Source organism: Streptomyces sp. NPDC059010 (genome assembly GCF_042740355.1).
Classification (GTDB): domain Bacteria; phylum Actinomycetota; class Actinomycetes; order Streptomycetales; family Streptomycetaceae; genus Streptomyces.
This window is the reverse complement of sequence record NZ_JBHYJA010000031.1, coordinates 85,367-102,357: the sequence shown is the minus strand read 5'-3', so window position 1 is coordinate 102,357 and position 16,991 is coordinate 85,367. Positions and strand designations below refer to the sequence as shown.

Here is a 16,991-nt window from a genome sequence, read left to right as displayed (position 1 = left end):
AGCGGCGCCGACGGGCGGACTGCGCATACCGCCCGTAGTGCCGCCCCGTCCCGGGAGGACCTGTGGCAATTCGCCCTGGCCGTCGTCATCGGCGGGGCGGCACTGATCGTCCAGTACATGGTCGACTTCGAGGAGCGCCTCGGGGCGCTGGAGAACGGCCAACGGCAACACCAGCACGAGCTGACAGAGCTGGTGGACCAGGGCTTCCGGCGGGTCGGGGAGGCGACGGACCTGTTCGCCGGGCTGGAGGGCTCGGGGATGCCCTCCGGCGAGGTCAAGCGGCTGGCCAGGAGCGCCGCGCAGGTGGGATCGCAGGGCCACCGACGAAGCGCTGTGCTTCGAGATCACCACGCATGTGCAGCAGCTCAACCCCAACGCCGGACTCGGCGCCCGGCAGGACAAGGTCGCCCGGCGCAAGGCACGGTTCGAGCATCTCTGGGACGCCCGTACAGCCACGGCTCGCTGATCTACGATCGGAGGTCGTAGAGAGGGGCTCGCGGTGAGCGGTGGCGGGGCGGTCGAGGGACGGGCCTCCGGGCAGGGCCGGGTCTTTCAGGCGACGGGCGATCAGCGCATCGAGGAGCACCACCATCACTACGCGCCCGGGACCGCCCCCCTCCTGGGCGGCGGACCGGTGCGTCCGGTCACCGCCGCCGACTCCGTGCGGGTGCCCCTCGTGGGGCGTCCGCCCGGCATCCTGCGCAACCGCGAGGAACTGCGCCGCACACTGAGCGCGGCGATCGCCGGGCCGGGCGGTGAGGTCCATGTCGTGCACGGCATGGGTGGCCTCGGCAAGACGGCCGTCGCGTACTGGCTGTTCACCCAGGCCGTACGGGAACACGGCCGCCTCGGTCTGTGGGTGAACGCGTCGGACCGGATGTCGCTGCGCGCCGGCATGCTCGCGGTCGCCGGTGACCGGGGCGCGACGACCGGCGAACTCGCCGCCGCCGCGAGCGGCCAGCGCGCCGCCGCCGACCTCGTCTGGCACTACCTGAACCACTCCGCCGAACCCTGGCTGCTGGTCCTGGACAACGCCGACGACCCCACCATCCTGGAGGAGGGCGGCTGGCTGCGCACCAGCCCGCTCGGCACGGTCCTGGTCACGACCCGGATCGCCAACTCCCCGCTGTGGCAGGCCCCGGGCGTCTCCCGCCACACGCTCGGCCTGCTCCCGCTCCAGGACGCGGCCCAGGTCCTGTGCGACCTCGCCCCGGACGCGGGCACCCCGGAGGCGGCCCGCAAGGTCGCGGAGCGCCTCGGCCGACTGCCCCTCGCCCTCACGCTGGCCGGTTCCCATCTCGCCCACCAGCTCCTGGAGTCTTGGACCATGGACGAGTACGAACGCAAGCTGACCGAGGAGTCGACGGCGATCGTCGACCAGGGCGCGCTCGGCCGCGGCAGCAGCCAGTCCCGCCAACTGGTCAGCCGCACCTGGCAGTTGTCCCTGGACGCCCTCACGGACCAGGGGCTCCCCGAGGCGACGCCCCTGCTACGGCTGCTGTCCTGCTGGTCGGCCGACCCGGTACCCCTGACGATGCTCATGCCCGCGGCGCGAGGCGAGGTGGACCTGACGGACATCGAACCCGCCCTCCCCACCGACCGTCTGGAGCCCGCCCTACGCGGCCTGCTCGACCACTCCCTCATCGAACTCGTCCAGCTACGCGGCACCCGGTGCGTCAGCGCCCACGGGGTGCTGCTGGACAGCGTGGCCGGGGGAGTCCCGGCGGGACCGCAGCGTACGGCTCTCGGACTCGCCGCCGCCCGACTGCTGAGTGCCGCCCTGCCCGACCCGGACGACACCTCCGAGCAGGCGCTCGCCGCACTGGCCATCCTGGCCCCGCACGCCGTCGCCCTCCTTCGCTTCGCCTCGGGTGCGGAGAGCGAGGAGATCGTTCGAGTGTCGGCTCTGGTCGTAGGGCGACTGTACGAGGCGGGGGACTGGTCCGGCTCACTCGCGCTGGCCGAACCCGTCGCGGAGCGGGTGGGGCAACTGCTGGGTGCTGAGCACCCCGTGGCCCTCAACGCGCGCTATGTGCTGGGGCAGTCGCTGCACCGCATGGGGCGTTATGCCGAGGCCGAGGTGGTTCACCGGCAGGTGCTGGAGGCCCGTGAGCGGGTGCTCGGTCCCGACCATCCCGACACGCTGCACAGTTGTCTGGCACTGAGTCAGCCACTGGACCTGCTCGACCGGGACGAAGAAGCGGAGCACTTCAACCGGCGGGCGATCGAGGGCCAGCGTCGAGTGCTCGGCGAGGACTCCACAGAGACCCTGTACAGCCGGGCGTGCCTGCTGGAGGTCCTGCCCCAGCTCGGCAAGGTGGAGGACTTCGATGCCGAGGCCCGTGCGGTGATCGAGGCCTGTGAGCGGGCTCTGCCGCCCGACCATCTCACCACCCTGATGGCCCGCCACCTCCACGGCTACGGGCTCCTGCTGCTGGGGCGCTACGAGGAGGCAGAGCCCCTGGCACAGCGCACCCTCACCGACCGACGGCGCGTCCAGGGCCCGGAGAACCCGTTCACGCTCAGTGCGCTCACCCTCACCGCGAGGGTGCTGCGCGGGCTGGGCAGGACGGACGAGGCGCTGCCGCTACTGGAGCAGCTGATCGAAATCCGCGACAGGACGCTGGGGCCGGAGCATCCCCTCGTGGTCGAGCTCCGTCAGTGGCTCACCGAGTGGCGTCGCGAATGAAGGCGGCCCAGGCGTCGACGCCGATCACGAGCACGGGGCTTGAGGGGACCTTGCTGTCCCGGACGGGGACGACGCCGGGGACTCCGTCGGCGACCTCGATGCATTCCTCCCCGCCGCTGCCGCCGCTGTAGCTGCTCTTGCGCCAGCTGGCGTTGCTCAGGTCGTACTCGCGCATCGTCTGTGGTCCTCTGCTGCCGACTCGATCAGGGCCATGGATGCATCCCGCGACAGCGCGGCGCCCCTGATGAGATCGTAAGACGCCTGGATCCGCTGCACCACAGCCGGTTCGTCCAGAAGACTTCCCGAACGCACGCCCTCTGTATAGACAGTTGGCGGTGCGTCGTCGAACTTCATGAGCATCATCATCTTGCCCATCTCGGGGTGCGCCCCGGCCGCGAACGGCAGCACATGCACCAGCACCTTGCGCTCCCGCATAAGTGCCGTGATGTGGTCCAGCTGACGCGCCATGATCCCTGGGTCGCCGACCGGGATGCGCAGGGCCGTCTCGTGCAGGATCACCCAATACACGGGCCGTGTAGCGTCCTTGAGGATCCGAGCCCTGTCCATGCGTCCCGCGACAAGCTCCTCGATGTACTCGTCCGTGGCGAGCGGATTGCTCGCGAGGAAGACCTCCCGCGCGTACTCCGGCGTTTGGAGAAGCCCCGGCACGACCGTTGGTGCGAACTGGCAGATCTCCGTCGCGAGCCGCTCCAGCTCCGCCGCATGCGCGAAGTACTCCGTGTACGGCTGCTCCTTGATGAGCCGCTTCCACAGCCGTTCGAAAAAACCGTCGGTTTGTAGCGCCTCGTCAATCCGCTGGGCGACGTCAAATTGCGGCTTTCGAATTGCCTGTTCGAACTGCCCGATGTAACCACCGGAGACAAAAACCCGGGAACCCAACTCCACTTGAGTGATCCCGGCGTTCTCCCGCCGCCGCTTCAGCTCGCTTCCGAAGAACTCCCAGGCCGCCAACCGTGAACCGTTGGCCATGGCCAACCTCCTTGCGCTGCCCTGCACTTGTAGAGCACAGACTCCTGCCGAGTGTAGGTGGAGCAGGACACCATGGAGAGGTAAAGAGTGAAACCCAAATAGGAGGGGAGTCACGTGACGGCACGACACTCGGCGCGCTGCGTCGAAGAAGCGGAGGAAGCAGTGAAGGAATTGCGGGCGGTGCTGGAGAAGGCAGGAATTACGCTCCCGACACTCCGGCTTGATCCGGCGAGTCTTGCGCGTGAGGCTCCTTGTCCGCTCGTGGAATTGGGCCGTTGTTCCGTGGAGACGGCGCAGCGCCTCGCCGCGGTGTTGCGATGAAGCCACCCATCGGGTCCTACGTCGTCGACACTCGTTCGGGTCGGATCGGCGTCGTGATGGGACATGAGGGACCGTACGTCCAGTTGAGACCGTACGGCGGCGGCAAGGAGTGGGACGCCGAGCCGGGGGCGGTACGCAGGGCCACGCCCGCCGAGCGGCTGCGCGCGGCGACGGCGTACGCGAACGCACGCAGCAGGGGTGAGGTTCCTTGACGTAAGGCCGGCGCGTAGGGTGCTGGGGGGCGGCGGCATGGCTTTTTGACATCCTCCCCCTCTTAAAAGAGGGGGATTCCAACCCAGTTGGGTTGAGGTTCACGGGCGCTCGAACGGCTGGTGGCCGCTGTCACCCCTCCGGTACCGGCTGATCTCCGGGGGCGGGGGATCCCGCCCTGTCCTACCGCGACGTTGTTCGCTGCATTCGTGTCGGCGTTGCAGGTGAAGCCGCAGGATACGCAGACGAACTCGGCTTGGCTCTTGCGTGAGTTCTTCTCGATCCATCCGCACGCGCTGCACCGCAGACTCGTGTACGGGGCGGGTACGTCCTTGACCCGGCCAGGTGCTTTGTGTTCGGTGCGCTGCCGCAGCAAGCCCCAGCCCTGAGCGAGGATCGCCCGGTTCAGGCCGGCCTTCTGCGCCACGTTCCTGCCCGGCTCGGCGAAGGTGCCCTTCGCGGAGCGGGTCATGTTCTTGATGTTCAGCTTCTCGAACCGCACCAGGCCATAGGTGCGGGCGAGCATCGTCGAGGTCTTCTCGCACCAGTCCTTGCGGCGGTTCGCCTCCCGCGCCTTGAGCCGGGCGACCTTGGCGTACTCAGCCGCCTTCTTTGGGCTTTCCTTCCCTGCCCGTGCCGCCCGGCGCTCGTGTTTGCGGATCTGTGCGCGCTCCTTGGTCGTGAGCTGCGGACAGTTCAGCTTCCGGCCGTCCGACAAGGCCGCAGTGATAGTCACGCCGCGGTCGATGCCGATGACCTCACCCGTGCCGGGCGCCACGATCGGGTCGGGGATGACGGCGAACGCCACGTGCCACTGGCCGTTGCGGAAGGTGACCCGGAACGTCTTCGCCGAGGGAAGCTCGGCGCCCTTGCTCTTGGCGCTCAGGCGGAAGCGGACCCAGCCGCAGCCGGGCACCTTGACCTGTACCCAGCGGCGGTTCAGCCTCTGCACGAGCACCGACCGGCCCATGATCTGCTTGCCGGTCTTCGCGTTCAGCTTCCCCCACGAGCGAGCAGGAGCAGCAGATGCTGATGCACTGCGCGCACGCTCGGTACGTGTGGAACCTCGCCGTCGAACAGCACGCGCACTGGAGGCCCGGACGCAAGTCCGCTCCCGGTTTCTCGGAGTACATCCGAAACCTCGACATGGCCCCATTTTAGGGCCACACTTGGTACGTGATCAAGCTGAACCTTCGACTTCCTGACGACCTGTACGACGCCGCCAAGGCGATTGCCGCAGCCGACGACCGCTCCCTTAACTCATGGCTGGTCGCCGTAGTGCGATGCGCCGTGGAAGCCTCCGGCACGCCGGATCGCCCTGGCGGCGATCCGGCTCCCCCTGCCCCGCTACGTGGGAGCGGGCATTCACCCCGGCCCTGAAAGACTGGACGCCATGCCCCGAAATAAGAGGTGGATATGGAGAAGGCGTGGCGTGAAGGCGGCGCGCCGCTACCCCGTGCCGCTCACCATGCACCAGCTGTGGATGGTGTCGCTGAGCGCGCCGGTGAGCAGGGACCGAGGCGCCTCGCGCACCACGCTGTACCCGTTCGTCCGGATCGACGAGGAGGGCGCCCGGCGGTGGCTGGCCGAGCAGTGGGAGATCACTTCGCGTGAGCAGCTGGCCGGCCGGCTCGACGGGCTGTCCCGCAGCGGGTACCGGGCCCGGGCGTACCGGCTCACCGGTGTCGCGCCGCTCGCCTGGGACGCCGCCCTGTACGTCGACATCGCCCGCCGTGGCTTCGCCTGCGGGCTGATCGCCGAGGCGGACGCCTGGACGGCCCTGAAGAACATCGTGCCGGCGGTGGCGCGGACGTACGGCTCCTGGCAGGAGTACGCCGATCACTATCTGCTCGGCCGGAGGGTGTGGCGGGACGGGCTGCGGGGCAACATGGCGGACTCCGGGCTCCCGGCCGGGCAGGAGGTCGCGGACGAGCACCTGCGCTCGCTCCTGGACCCGGAGAACCGGGCCAGCCCGTGGAACATGGCCCCCTGGGACGCCATAAGCCACCCCGACCGCACCCGCTGACTCCTGCCGTACGGGAGAATGAACCCATGAGTCTGTTCCGCGACGACGGCATCGTGCTGCGCACCCAGAAGCTGGGTGAGGCGGACCGGATCATCACGCTGCTCACTCGCGGGCACGGGCGGGTGCGGGCCGTGGCGCGCGGTGTGCGGCGTACGAAGTCCAAGTTCGGGGCCCGGCTGGAGCCGTTCTCCCATGTCGACGTGCAGTTCTTCGCGCGGGGGAGCGAGCTGATCGGGCGCGGGCTGCCGCTGTGCACGCAGAGCGAGACCATCGCGCCGTACGGCGGCGGGATCGTCACGGACTACGCGCGCTACACCGCCGGGACGGCCATGCTGGAGACCGCCGAGCGGTTCACGGATCATGAGGGCGAGCCGGCCGTCCAGCAGTATCTGCTCCTCGTCGGCGCCCTGCGCACCCTGTCCCGGGGCGAGCACGCGCCGCATCTTGTTCTCGACGCGTTCCTGCTCCGCTCCCTCGCCGTCAACGGGTACGCCCCGACCTTCAGCGACTGTGCGAAGTGCGGCATGCCGGGACCGAACCGCTTCTTCTCGGTGGCCTCCGGCGGCTCGGTCTGCGTCGACTGCCGGGTGGCCGGTAGCGTCGTACCGTCGCCGCAGACCCTGGAACTGCTCGGTGCGCTGCTTACGGGAGACTGGGAGACCGCGGACGCCTGCGAGGCGCGGTACGTCCGGGAGGGCAGCGGGTTGGTGTCGGCCTATCTGCACTGGCATCTGGAGCGCGGGCTGCGTTCGCTGCGGTACGTAGAGAAGTAAGCCGTAAGAGGAGGACGAGAAACACATGGCCGTGAGTGGGTTCCTGGGGCGTCGACGCCGCGAGTACAAGACGCCGGAGCCGCACCCGTCCGGTGCCCGCGCGCCGAAGATCCCCGGTGAGCTGGTTCCGAAGCATGTGGCGATCGTCATGGACGGCAACGGCCGCTGGGCGAAGGAGCGGGGGCTGCCGCGCACCGAGGGGCACAAGGTCGGTGCCGAGCGGGTGCTCGACGTGCTGCAGGGCGCGATCGAGCAGGGCGTGGGGGCGATCTCGCTGTACGCCTTCTCCACGGAGAACTGGAAGCGGTCGCCGGACGAGGTGCGCTTCCTGATGAACTTCAACCGCGACTTCATCCGCAAGACCCGTGATCAGCTCGACGAGCTGGGGATCCGGGTGCGGTGGGTCGGGCGGATGCCCAAGCTGTGGAAGTCGGTCGCCAAGGAGCTCCAGATCGCCCAGGAGCAGACCAAGGGCAATGACAAGCTGACCCTGTACTTCTGCATGAACTACGGCGGGCGGGCCGAGATCGCGGACGCCGCGCAGGCGATGGCGGAGGACGTGAAGGCCGGTCGCCTCGACCCGTCGAAGGTGAGTGAGAAGACCTTCGCGAAGTACCTGTACTACCCGGACATGCCGGACGTCGACCTGTTCCTGCGCCCGAGCGGCGAGCAGCGCACCTCCAACTACCTGCTCTGGCAGAGCGCTTACGCCGAGATGGTCTTCCAGGACGTCCTGTGGCCGGACTTCGACCGTCGCGACCTGTGGCGGGCTTGCGTGGAGTTCGCCTCCCGCGACCGACGGTTCGGCGGGGCGATCCCGAACGAGGAGCTGCTGGCGATGGAGGGCAGGCAGGACGAGGCCTAGCACCGGCTGACTTCCGGCCACCGGCCAACGGTACGATCCCGCCTCATGGTCATGGACATGGGGCGGGACGCCGTACAGGACGGCGTGGTCGAGCTTGAGTACAAGCCGACCGTGCAGGACTTGGCGCAGGCACTGCGAGTGCGGCTGCGCGCCAGCCGGGCGGGACGGATGCGGCGATGGCTGCCCGGTGCCCTGGCTGTTCTCGCCGCGTTGCAGTTGGCGCTCATGACCGCCAGGGACGACGGGTCGGTCACGTCCGTCCTCTGGATGCTGATCGCGGCGGGGCTGATGGCGGCCACGCCCTGGCTCCAGGCCCGCCAGCTGCACCGGCTCGCCGAACGTCAGGGCACCTTCCGCGCGGTCGTGGCGGACACCGGGGTGAGCGTGGTCACCGACAACGCCAACATGACGATCGGTTGGGCGGCGTTGCCGCGCTACGCGGAGACTTCGCAGGTGTTCGTCCTGCTCAGCGGCGACAACAAGGCCGTCGGTATCACCGTCCTGCCCAAGCGTGGCATTCAGGACCCCGCCGACGCCGACAGGTTGCGGGAGCTCCTCGACCGCAACCTGACCCGCGTCTGACCCCTGGTCTCAGCGCTGCGCGGCCGCGCACTCCGCGCACGTGCCGAAGATCTCCACCGTGTGGGCCACGTTCACATACCCGTGCTCGGCGGCGATGGCGTCCGCCCACTTCTCGACCGCCGGGCCCTCGACCTCGACCGCCTTGCCGCAGATGCGGCAGACGAGGTGGTGGTGGTGCTCGCCGGTCGAGCAGCGGCGGTACACCGACTCGCCGTCGGAGGTGCGCAGGACGTCGACCTCGCCGGCGTCGGCCAGGGACTGGAGGGTGCGGTAGACGGTGGTCAGTCCGACCGAGTCGCCCTTGTGCTTGAGCATGTCGTGGAGGTCCTGCGCGCTGCGGAACTCGTCGACCTCGTCAAGAGCCGCCGCCACGGCTGCCCGCTGCCGGGTAGCGCGGCCCTTCACGGGCGGTCCAGCGGTCGTCACCGGTATGCCTCCTCACGTCTGCACTTGCCGGGCCATTGTGCCAGCCCGGACTGTCAGTGGTCAGACGCCGACCTTCCCGTCGCTTTCCCGGCTGGCCGGAATCGCACACTCCGCCGGGTCGCCTGCGGGCTGGGCCGCGGCCAGCGCGCGGGCCCTGCGGCGGGCCAGCGGGGCCGCCAGCGCCGTCAGCGCGATGAACGCGCCGATGGTCAGCAGCACGATCGTCGCGCCGGGCGGCACATCCTGGTAGTACGAGGTCACGGTGCCGCCGATGGTCACCGTGACGCCGATCGCGACGGCGATGGCGAACGTCGCCGCGAAGCTGCGGCTGAGCTGCTGCGCCGCCGCGACAGGGACGACCATCAGCGCGCTGACCAGCAGCAGCCCGACCACCCGCATCGCGACCGTCACCGTCACGGCCGCCGTGACCGCCGTCAGCAGGTTCAGGGCGCGCACGGGGAGTCCCGTGACCCGGGCGAACTCCTCGTCCTGGCTCACCGCGAACAGCTGGCGGCGCAGACCGAGGGTGACCAGCACCACGAAAGCGGCCAGCAGGATGATCGCCGTCACATCCGACTCGCTCACCGTGGAGAGGGAGCCGAAGAGATACGACGTGAGGTTCGCGTTGGAGCCCGTCGGCGCGAGGTTGATGAACATCACGCCGCCCGCCATACCGCCGTAGAAGAGCATCGCGAGGGCGATGTCGCCGCGGGTGCGGCCGTACCAGCGGATCAGCTCCATCAGGACCGCGCCGAGGACGGAGACGAGGGTCGCCATCCAGACCGGGGACCAGGAGAGCAGGAAGCCCAGGCCGACGCCCGTCATCGCGACATGGCCGATTCCGTCGCCCATCAGGGCCTGGCGGCGCTGGACCAGGTAGATGCCGACGGCGGGGGCGGTGATGCCGACCAGGACGGCGGCGAGCAGCGCCCGCTGCATGAAGGCGTAATTCAGGAGTTCCATCAGCTCAGCAGTCCCGTCCGGATCGGTTCGGCGTCGTGAGCCGCGTGCGGGTGTACGTGGTCGTGGCCGGGCAGCGCGTGCTGGCCGACGGCCTTCGGGGGCGGGCCGTCGTGCAGGACACAGCCGTCGCGCAGGACGACCGCCCGGTCGATCAGGGGCTCCAGGGGGCCCAGTTCGTGCAGCACCAGCAGGACCGTCGCACCGGCCGCGACCTGCTCCCTGAGCGTGCGCGCCAGCACCTCCTGGCTGCCCAGGTCCACGCCCGCCATCGGCTCGTCCATGATCAGCAGTTCGGGACCGGAGGCCAGGGCGCGGGCGATCAGCACCCGCTGGTGCTGGCCGCCGGACAGGGCGTCGACCGAGTCCTTCGCCCGGTCCGCCATGCCGACCAGCTCCAGGGCATGCCGTACGGCGGCACGGTCGGCCTTGCGGAAGACGCCGAAGCGGGTGCGGGACAGGCGGCCCGAGGAGACGACCTCGGCGACCGTGGCCGGGACGCCGCCCGCGGCGGTCGTGCGCTGCGGGACGTAGCCCACGCGATGCCAGTCGCGGAACCGGCGCCGGTCCGTGCCGAACAGCTCGATCTCGCCGGCGCTGACCGGCACCTGGCCGATGACGCTGCGCACGGCCGTCGACTTGCCCGAGCCGTTGGCGCCGAGCAGCGCGACGACCTCACCGCGGTGCACGGTGAGGTCGATGCCCCGCAGGACGGGGCGCGAGCCCAGCTCGGCGCGTACGCCGCGCAGTGCGATGACGGGCTCGGTCATGCCGTCCTCCATGGGGTGGGTCACTTCGCTCCCAGGGCGGTCTGAAGCGCCTTGAGGTTGGATTCCATGACCTGGAAGTAGTCGTCGCCCCTGGACCTGTCCGTGATGCCCTCAAGCGGGTCGAGGACGTCGGTCTTCAGGCCGGAGTCGGCGGCGATGGTCTTCGCGGTCTTGTCGCTGACGAGCGTCTCGTAGAAGACAGTGGTGACGCCGTCGGCCTTGGCCATCTTCTCAAGATCCTTGACCCGCGCGGCGCTGGGATCGGACTCGGGGTCCAGACCGGCGATGGCCTCCTCGGTCAGACCGTAGCGCTCGGCGAGGTAGCCGAAGGCGGCGTGCGTGGTGATGAAGACCTTGGAGCCGGTCTTCGCCAGGCCGTCCTTGTACCGGGTGTTCAGCTGGTCCAGCTTCTTGACCAGGGCCTCGGTGTTCTTCCTGTAGTCGGCCGCGTGGTCCGGGTCGCCCTTCTCGAAGGCCGCGCCGACGCCCTTGGCGACCTCGGCGTACTTCACCGGGTCGAGCCAGATGTGGGGGTCCTTGCCGCCCTCTTCCTCGTGGCCGTGCTCCTCGTCGTGCTCGGCCGCGTGCCCGCCGACCTCGCTGCCGTGCTGCTCAAGGGAGGTCAGGTCGGCGGCGTCGATCTTCGTCTTGAGTCCCGACTGCTCGACGGCCTCGTCGACGGACGGCTGGAGCCCCTTGAGGAAGAGGGCGGCGTCCGACTCCTCGATCTGCCCCCGCTGCCGGGCGCTGACCTCCAGGTCGTGCGGCTCCTGGCCGGGCTCGGTGAGGCTGGTGACCTTCACATGGTCGCCGCCTATCTGCTCGGCGAGGAAGGCCAGCGGGTAGAACGACGCGACGACGTCGAACTTCTCCGTGTTGCCGGCGGCGGCGCTGTCCGAGGAGCAGGCGGACAGCGTGCCGAGGCCGAGGGCGGCGACGGCCGCCATGGCAACCCCGGATATGTGATGGCGTCGTACGTTCATGACAGTCATTTTCATCAAAGATGGAAACCGTTGTCAACAAACCTGTTGGGGAGAACCGATTTGGTTGAGGGGGAGGCCCCGCCGGTACCCTGAAGCATTCGCTGTGAAGCGCCTCGCTTCGTCGCCCGTCGTCGTAATGAAGAGAGCACCGTGGCCGCCGACAAGATCGACACCATCGTCAGCCTGAGCAAGCGCCGTGGCTTCGTATTCCCCTGCAGTGAGATCTACGGCGGTCAGCGTGCCGCCTGGGACTACGGGCCGCTGGGTGTCGAGCTCAAGGAGAACCTGAAGCGCCAGTGGTGGCGCTACATGGTGACGTCGCGCGAGGACGTGGTCGGAATCGACTCGTCCGTGATCCTGGCCCCCGAGGTCTGGGTCGCCTCCGGCCACGTCGCCACTTTCACGGACCCGCTCACCGAGTGCACCTCCTGCCACAAGCGGTTCCGCGCGGACCACCTTGAGGAGGCGTACGAGGCCAAGAAGGGGCACCTCCCGGAGAACGGCCTCGCGGACATCAACTGCCCGAACTGCGGCAACAAGGGCCAGTTCACCGAGCCCAAGCAGTTCTCGGGTCTTCTCTCCACCCACCTCGGCCCGACCCAGGACTCCGGCTCGATCGCCTACCTGCGCCCCGAGACCGCGCAGGGCATCTTCACCAACTTCGCCCAGGTGCAGGTCGCCTCGCGCAAGAAGCCGCCGTTCGGCATCGCGCAGATGGGCAAGTCCTTCCGCAACGAGATCACGCCCGGCAACTTCATCTTCCGCACCCGCGAGTTCGAGCAGATGGAGATGGAGTTCTTCGTCAAGCCGGGCGAGGACGAGACGTGGCAGGAGTACTGGATGGAGCAGCGCTGGAACTGGTACACCGGCCTGGGCCTGCGCGAGGAGAACATGCGGTGGTACGAGCACCCGAAGGAGAAGCTCTCCCACTACTCCAAGCGCACCGCTGACATCGAGTACCGCTTCCAGTTCGGCGGCAACGAGTGGGGCGAGCTGGAGGGTGTCGCCAACCGCACCGACTACGACCTCGGCGCCCACTCCAAGGCCTCCGGCCAGGACCTCGTCTACTACGACCAGGAGGCCCAGGAGCGCTGGACGCCGTACGTCATCGAGCCGGCGGCCGGTGTCGGCCGCGCGATGCTGGCGTTCCTGCTCGACGCCTATGTCGAGGACGAGGCGCCGAACGCCAAGGGCAAGATGGAGAAGCGCACGGTGCTGCGCCTCGACCACCGGCTGGCCCCGGTGAAGGTCGCGGTGCTGCCGCTGTCCCGGAACGCGGAGCTGTCCCCGAAGGCCAAGGGCCTCGCGCAGGCGCTCCGCCAGAACTGGAACATCGAGTTCGACGACGCCGGCGCCATCGGCCGCCGCTACCGCCGCCAGGACGAGATCGGTACGCCGTACTGCGTGACCGTCGACTTCGACACGCTGGACGACAACGCCGTGACGGTGCGCGAGCGGGACTCGATGAAGCAGGAGCGGGTGTCGCTCGACCAGATCGAGGGCTACCTGGCCGGGCGCCTCATCGGCGCCTGAGGGATCTGGCCCGAGGGGCCTAGCCTTAGGGATCTACTGAAAACCCCGGTTTCGTTACGGACGTAACAGACGTAGCGAAACCGGGGTTTCGCCCATCCCGGGCGCAGACGGCTCCGAAGGGGAGGCATGCGCGGCCCACCGGGGGCCACGCGTCTCTTACGGGGGCACCATGCGCAAGCAAGCAGTCATCGGGGCGGCCACACTCGCCCTGGCCGTCGGCACCGCCGGTTTCGTCGCCGCGCACGACGACGGCGAGTCCTCGTCGGCGATCTCCACCCAGTCCGGCGGCACGGCGGCCGGGCTGCCGCAGGCGTCCGGCGACCGGCTCGTCGCCGTCGGCCTCACCGGCGACCAGCGTCTCGTCCGCTTCCGCGTCGACCGGCCCGGCGTCGTGCTCCCGCTCGGCAAGGTGAGCGGCCTGAGGGGCGACACCAAGCTCGTCGGCATCGACTTCCGGGTGCAGAACAACACGCTCTACGGCGTCGGCGACAAGGGCGGCATCTACACGCTGCGGGAGGCCGGCGCCAAGGCCACGAAGGTCTCGCAGCTGACCGTGGCCTTGCAGGGCCAGAGCTTCGGCGTCGACTTCAACCCGGCCGCCAACCGGCTGCGCGTCATCAGCGACACCGGCCAGAACCTCCGCCACAACCTCGACGACCCGGCGGGCGCCCCCGCCGCGGGGACGACGGCCGTGGACGGCACCCTCACCAACCCGCCGGTGCCTCCGGCGACGACCGGTACGACGGCGACGGGCGTCACGGGGGCGGCGTACACGAACAACGACCTCGACGCGACGACGGCCACGACCCTGTTCGACCTCGACTCGGCCCAGGACCAGGTCTCCATCCAGTCCCCGGCCAACGCGGGCAACCTCGCCCCGGCCGGCAGGACCGGCGTGGACGTGCCGGGCGACGCGGGCTTCGACATCTACAGCTCGGCGAAGTCGGGCACCAACTCCGGCTACGCGGTGACCGGTTCACGAGTCCTCCGGATCGATCTGCTCACCGGGAAGGCGACGGTGACGGGCGGCTTCCCGCAGGGGCGCCAGGTGGTCGACCTCGCGATACCGCTGAAGCAGGGCTGAGTGGTCCGGTAACGGGGCCGGCGATTGGCCCTGTATACGGATCCGGCGGCCACGGCAGGGTGACGGCATGAGCCTCGCCTTCCTCCTGACCACCCTCGTCGTGGTCGCCACCCCCGGCACCGGCGTCGTCTACACCCTGGCCGCCGGTCTCTCCCGTGGCCGCCGGGCGTCCGTGATCGCCGCGTTCGCCTGCACGCTCGGGATCGTGCCGCACATGCTGGCCACGGTCACCGGGGTGGCCGCGCTGCTGCACGCGAGTGCGACCGCGTTCCAGATCCTGAAGTACGCCGGTGTCGCGTACCTCCTCTACATGGCGTGGTCCACCCTGAAGGACAAGGAGGCCATCGCGCTGGACGACGACACCACACCGCTCTCCTCGGGCCGTGTGATCGTGCGGGGCGTGCTGATCAACATCCTCAACCCGAAGCTGACGATGTTCTTCTTCGCCTTCCTGCCCCAGTTCGTGGACCCGTCCGAGCCGAACGCCCTGCCCCGCATGCTGGCGCTCAGCGGCGTGTTCATGGCGGCCACGTTCGTGGTCTTCGCGGCATACGGCATCCTCGCGGCCTCCGTCCGCAGCCACGTCACCTCCCGGCCCCGGGTGATGACCTGGCTGCGGCGGACCTTCGCGGGGTCGTTCGTGGCGCTGGGGGCGAAGCTGGCGTGGACGTGATCACCAGCTGAAGGCGTCGAAGAGGGTGCCGATCCGCAGCCGCAGGTCGGCCAGAGTGGCGCCGGTGACGGTCACCCGGACGATGTCGGCCTCGGCGTCCCGCGCGAGACGGACGTCCAGGGACTGGACGGAACCGATCAGCGGGTAGGAGTACCAGACGTCCGCCTCGTCGTCGGTCGGCTCAAGGCCGATCTCGATCGTCTCCCAGTCGGTGTCGTCGAAGGGGTGGTCGATGTAGTGGGCGAGGAGTTCGAGGAAGGTACGCAGACGGGACTCGCCCCAGACCGCGCCGCCCATCTCGTCCGACTCGGTCTCCGGATACGTCACCCGCTCCGCCGGTCCGGCCGTGCGCAGCCCCGCGCTGACCGCGTGCAGGTCCCTGGTGGTGAGGTGAAGGTGTGCCCAGAGGTCGAGGTCGCGGCTGACGAGGTGCGGGGCGTACGCGGCGTAGGGCAGCCGCAGGACTTGCCTGCGACCGGCCTCGTCGTACAGGTGCGGTGCCTCCAACTCCTCGCTCCAGCGGGCGAGTTCGGGCGCGAACCGCTCCTCGGCCGCCTGGGCGTCCATGCCGGCGTACCGGGCGATGTCCTCCCACGAGGCGCCCCGCTCCCGCTCGAACACGACCGCCCGCACCAGCAGCCGCGCCGCGTGCTCGACCAGCTGCCGGGCCTCGCTCACCCGCCCGCCGAGGCCGGTGTCGGCATCGTTGCGGGTGATCGCCAACGGTCCCGCGCCCTGGGCGAGATCGACCGCGGCCCGGCTGAGCACGAGCCGGGCCAGTGCCTCCCGGGTGTAGGGGGCGCGGGGGCCGTCGAGGGGTGCAGTGTCGTTCACGGGCGTCAGGGAACCATGGGGGTCCTGCCGCTGTCGCGGCGATTTCGGCGGTGCCTTCGACGGCCGCCTCCACGGCTGCTCCTGCGGCCGCTCACTCGATGTCTCAGCGGCCCTGCAGTGACTTCACGTTGTCGCCGAACGTCCAGTTCTTCGAACCGTCCCAGTTGACCGACCAGGTCATCAGGCCCTTGAGCGAGGTGCCGTAGTGCCGCCAGGCCTGGGCGACCAGGGACGGGGGCATGTGGCCGCCGCCCGCGCCGGGCTGGGCGGGGAGGCCGGGGGCCTGCTTGTCGTACGGGACCTTGATCGTCGTGCCCTGGATGGTCAGGCCCTTGTTCAGACAGTCCGTCTGGGCCACGAAGCCCTCCACCGTGCCGGCGGAGTAGGAGTCGCCGGAGCAGCCGTACATGCTGCCGTTGTAGTACTGCATGTTCAGCCACCACAGACGGCCGTTGTCGGCGTACTTCTTGATGACGGGGAGGTACGCGCCCCAGATCGAGCCGTAGGTGACGCTGCCGCCGGTGACGTAGGCCGTCTCCGGGGCCATGGTCAGACCGAAGTTCGACGGCATCCGGGCCAGTATCCCGTCGATGATCCTGATCAGGTTGGCCTGGGACGTGGAGAGCTGGGTGATGGTGCCGCTGCCCACCAGGCCCGTCTCGATGTCTATGTCGATGCCGTCGAAGTTGTACTTCTTCAGGATCGGGACGATCGTCGCCACGAACCGGTCGGCTACGGCGGTCGAGTTGAGGTCTATGCCCGCCGTCGCGCCGCCTATCGACAGCAGGATCGTCTGGCCGGACGCCTTCGCCGCGCACATCTCCGCGGGCGTGGCCACCTTCACCCCGCTGTCCATGCCGTCCTCCCAGAGCGCGGTGCCGTCGGAGCGGATGACCGGGAACGCCGCGTTGAGCACGTTGTAGCCGTGGGCCGCGATGCGGGAGTCGGTGACCGGGGTCCAGCCGAAGGGCGGGTGGACGCCGTTGGCGGCGCCGTCCCAGTTCTCCCAGTAGCCCTGGAGGACCTTGCCGGCGGGCTTGGACTTCACGGCGCAGGTGTCGGCCGCGGACGCGGTGGCGGCGACGGGGAGCTGGGCGAGGCAGGCGGTCGTCAGTGCGGTGGCGAGCAGGCGCAGGGCGCGGCGGAGCATGCGGGGCCTCCCGGTGGGGGTGCGGTGAGGTGTCGTAGGCATGACAGTGCTCGTGGTCCAGACCTCCCGTCAATAGGTCTGGACCATTCTGGACAAGTATGGAGTGACAGATATTGAAATCT

General features: G+C 69.3%; 19 protein-coding genes and 1 pseudogene. 11 read left to right on the top strand and 9 right to left on the bottom strand.

What is annotated here, in order from left to right:
• Positions 1-499 precede the first annotated feature (499 nt).
• Positions 500-2,689 carry a tetratricopeptide repeat protein gene (locus ACFWYS_RS30030; RefSeq protein ID WP_384775611.1) on the top strand — a complete coding sequence of 730 codons (2,190 nt, stop codon included), beginning with the start codon at positions 500-502 and terminating at the stop codon, positions 2,687-2,689.
• Here ACFWYS_RS30030 and ACFWYS_RS30025 read toward each other — a convergent pair.
• Both ACFWYS_RS30025 and ACFWYS_RS30020 read right to left on the bottom strand, forming a co-directional pair.
• Complete coding sequence (locus tag ACFWYS_RS30025; RefSeq protein WP_384775609.1) at positions 2,667-2,864, bottom strand: DUF397 domain-containing protein; 198 nt, start codon at positions 2,862-2,864, stop codon at positions 2,667-2,669. The two genes, ACFWYS_RS30030 and ACFWYS_RS30025, sit on opposite strands and share 23 nt — an antisense overlap.
• Positions 2,846-3,679, bottom strand: coding sequence for a helix-turn-helix domain-containing protein (locus ACFWYS_RS30020; RefSeq protein ID WP_384775607.1), 834 nt, complete (start codon positions 3,677-3,679; stop codon positions 2,846-2,848). The genes ACFWYS_RS30025 and ACFWYS_RS30020 overlap by 19 nt, the downstream gene beginning before the upstream one ends.
• A 317-nt stretch (positions 3,680-3,996) precedes the next feature.
• On the opposite strand from ACFWYS_RS30020, the gene ACFWYS_RS30015 reads away from it, so the two are divergent.
• Positions 3,997-4,212 carry a hypothetical protein gene (locus ACFWYS_RS30015; protein ID WP_272113076.1) on the top strand — a complete coding sequence of 72 codons (216 nt, stop codon included), beginning with the start codon at positions 3,997-3,999 and terminating at the stop codon, positions 4,210-4,212.
• 62 nt (positions 4,213-4,274) lie between these two features.
• Here ACFWYS_RS30015 and ACFWYS_RS30010 read toward each other — a convergent pair whose 3' ends face one another.
• Positions 4,275-5,168 (bottom strand): RNA-guided endonuclease InsQ/TnpB family protein, encoded by an 894-nt coding sequence (locus tag ACFWYS_RS30010; RefSeq protein ID WP_384775605.1) that lies wholly within the window; start codon positions 5,166-5,168, stop codon positions 4,275-4,277.
• A gap of 56 nt (positions 5,169-5,224) precedes the next feature.
• Here ACFWYS_RS30010 and ACFWYS_RS30005 point away from each other — a divergent pair.
• The 6 genes and pseudogenes from ACFWYS_RS30005 to ACFWYS_RS29980 form a co-directional block, all read left to right on the top strand.
• Positions 5,225-5,371 (top strand): annotated as a pseudogene (locus tag ACFWYS_RS30005) (RNA-guided endonuclease TnpB family protein); the annotation flags it as partial.
• 15 nt (positions 5,372-5,386) lie between these two features.
• A complete protein-coding gene (locus ACFWYS_RS30000) occupies positions 5,387-5,590 on the top strand; it encodes an Arc family DNA-binding protein (RefSeq protein ID WP_384775603.1) in 204 nt (67 codons plus the stop codon).
• Positions 5,591-5,642: 52 nt separating this feature from the next.
• Positions 5,643-6,236, top strand: a complete 594-nt coding sequence (locus ACFWYS_RS29995; RefSeq protein ID WP_384775601.1) for a DUF1266 domain-containing protein — start codon at positions 5,643-5,645, stop codon at positions 6,234-6,236.
• Positions 6,237-6,262: 26 nt separating this feature from the next.
• Positions 6,263-7,009 (top strand): DNA repair protein RecO, encoded by a 747-nt coding sequence (gene recO, locus ACFWYS_RS29990; RefSeq protein ID WP_384775599.1) that lies wholly within the window; start codon positions 6,263-6,265, stop codon positions 7,007-7,009.
• 25 nt (positions 7,010-7,034) lie between these two features.
• Positions 7,035-7,874: an isoprenyl transferase gene (locus ACFWYS_RS29985; RefSeq protein WP_384775597.1), complete on the top strand. Its 840-nt coding sequence runs from the start codon at positions 7,035-7,037 to the stop codon at positions 7,872-7,874.
• A gap of 45 nt (positions 7,875-7,919) precedes the next feature.
• Entirely contained in the window at positions 7,920-8,456 is a 537-nt protein-coding gene (locus ACFWYS_RS29980; protein WP_384775595.1) for a YcxB family protein, read from the top strand.
• A gap of 9 nt (positions 8,457-8,465) precedes the next feature.
• On the opposite strand, the gene ACFWYS_RS29975 is transcribed toward ACFWYS_RS29980, so the two are convergent.
• The 4 genes from ACFWYS_RS29975 to ACFWYS_RS29960 are packed head-to-tail and all read right to left on the bottom strand — an operon-like array spanning position 8,466 to position 11,595.
• Positions 8,466-8,882, bottom strand: coding sequence for a Fur family transcriptional regulator (locus ACFWYS_RS29975; protein WP_384775593.1), 417 nt, complete (start codon positions 8,880-8,882; stop codon positions 8,466-8,468).
• A gap of 60 nt (positions 8,883-8,942) precedes the next feature.
• The gene (locus ACFWYS_RS29970) at positions 8,943-9,845 is read right to left on the bottom strand and encodes a metal ABC transporter permease (RefSeq protein WP_384775591.1); all 903 of its coding nucleotides are present in this window, start codon (positions 9,843-9,845) and stop codon (positions 8,943-8,945) included.
• Positions 9,845-10,612 (bottom strand): metal ABC transporter ATP-binding protein, encoded by a 768-nt coding sequence (locus ACFWYS_RS29965; RefSeq protein ID WP_384775589.1) that lies wholly within the window; start codon positions 10,610-10,612, stop codon positions 9,845-9,847. The genes ACFWYS_RS29970 and ACFWYS_RS29965 overlap by 1 nt, the downstream gene beginning before the upstream one ends.
• A gap of 20 nt (positions 10,613-10,632) precedes the next feature.
• Positions 10,633-11,595, bottom strand: a complete 963-nt coding sequence (locus tag ACFWYS_RS29960; RefSeq protein WP_384775587.1) for a metal ABC transporter substrate-binding protein — start codon at positions 11,593-11,595, stop codon at positions 10,633-10,635.
• A gap of 150 nt (positions 11,596-11,745) precedes the next feature.
• Between ACFWYS_RS29960 and ACFWYS_RS29955 the strand changes: the two genes are divergently transcribed.
• The 3 genes from ACFWYS_RS29955 to ACFWYS_RS29945 all read left to right on the top strand — a co-directional run bounded on the left by ACFWYS_RS29955 (position 11,746) and on the right by ACFWYS_RS29945 (position 14,885).
• Entirely contained in the window at positions 11,746-13,128 is a 1,383-nt protein-coding gene (locus ACFWYS_RS29955) for a glycine--tRNA ligase (protein ID WP_384775585.1), read from the top strand.
• A gap of 169 nt (positions 13,129-13,297) precedes the next feature.
• On the top strand, positions 13,298-14,212 hold the full coding sequence (locus tag ACFWYS_RS29950) for a DUF4394 domain-containing protein (RefSeq protein WP_384775583.1): 915 nt from the start codon (positions 13,298-13,300) through the stop codon (positions 14,210-14,212).
• A 67-nt stretch (positions 14,213-14,279) separates the two neighbouring features.
• A complete protein-coding gene (locus ACFWYS_RS29945) occupies positions 14,280-14,885 on the top strand; it encodes a LysE family translocator (protein ID WP_384775581.1) in 606 nt (201 codons plus the stop codon).
• Here the strand turns inward: ACFWYS_RS29945 and ACFWYS_RS29940 are convergent, their stop codons facing one another.
• Together ACFWYS_RS29940 and ACFWYS_RS29935 are read right to left on the bottom strand one after the other, a co-directional pair.
• Positions 14,886-15,719: a hypothetical protein gene (locus ACFWYS_RS29940; RefSeq protein WP_384775579.1), complete on the bottom strand. Its 834-nt coding sequence runs from the start codon at positions 15,717-15,719 to the stop codon at positions 14,886-14,888. It lies immediately after the preceding gene.
• A 103-nt stretch (positions 15,720-15,822) separates the two neighbouring features.
• Positions 15,823-16,869, bottom strand: coding sequence for a chitinase (locus tag ACFWYS_RS29935; protein ID WP_384775576.1), 1,047 nt, complete (start codon positions 16,867-16,869; stop codon positions 15,823-15,825).
• Between the last annotated feature and the right edge of the window lie 122 nt (positions 16,870-16,991).

Excerpts from the sequence above, each read along its gene's own strand:
- ACFWYS_RS30025 (WP_384775609.1), bottom strand. The coding sequence starts at position 2,864 with ATGCGCGAGTACGACCTGAGCAACGCCAGCTGGCGCAAGAGCAGCTAC.
- ACFWYS_RS30020 (WP_384775607.1), bottom strand. The coding sequence starts at position 3,679 with ATGGCCAACGGTTCACGGTTGGCGGCCTGGGAGTTCTTCGGAAGCGAG.
- ACFWYS_RS30015 (WP_272113076.1), top strand. The coding sequence starts at position 3,997 with ATGAAGCCACCCATCGGGTCCTACGTCGTCGACACTCGTTCGGGTCGG.
- recO (WP_384775599.1), top strand. The coding sequence starts at position 6,263 with ATGAGTCTGTTCCGCGACGACGGCATCGTGCTGCGCACCCAGAAGCTG.
- ACFWYS_RS29985 (WP_384775597.1), top strand. The coding sequence starts at position 7,035 with ATGGCCGTGAGTGGGTTCCTGGGGCGTCGACGCCGCGAGTACAAGACG.
- ACFWYS_RS29980 (WP_384775595.1), top strand. The coding sequence starts at position 7,920 with ATGGTCATGGACATGGGGCGGGACGCCGTACAGGACGGCGTGGTCGAG.
- ACFWYS_RS29970 (WP_384775591.1), bottom strand. The coding sequence starts at position 9,845 with ATGGAACTCCTGAATTACGCCTTCATGCAGCGGGCGCTGCTCGCCGCC.
- ACFWYS_RS29965 (WP_384775589.1), bottom strand. The coding sequence starts at position 10,612 with ATGACCGAGCCCGTCATCGCACTGCGCGGCGTACGCGCCGAGCTGGGC.
- ACFWYS_RS29960 (WP_384775587.1), bottom strand. The coding sequence starts at position 11,595 with ATGAACGTACGACGCCATCACATATCCGGGGTTGCCATGGCGGCCGTC.
- ACFWYS_RS29950 (WP_384775583.1), top strand. The coding sequence starts at position 13,298 with ATGCGCAAGCAAGCAGTCATCGGGGCGGCCACACTCGCCCTGGCCGTC.
- ACFWYS_RS29945 (WP_384775581.1), top strand. The coding sequence starts at position 14,280 with ATGAGCCTCGCCTTCCTCCTGACCACCCTCGTCGTGGTCGCCACCCCC.
- ACFWYS_RS29935 (WP_384775576.1), bottom strand. The coding sequence starts at position 16,869 with ATGCTCCGCCGCGCCCTGCGCCTGCTCGCCACCGCACTGACGACCGCC.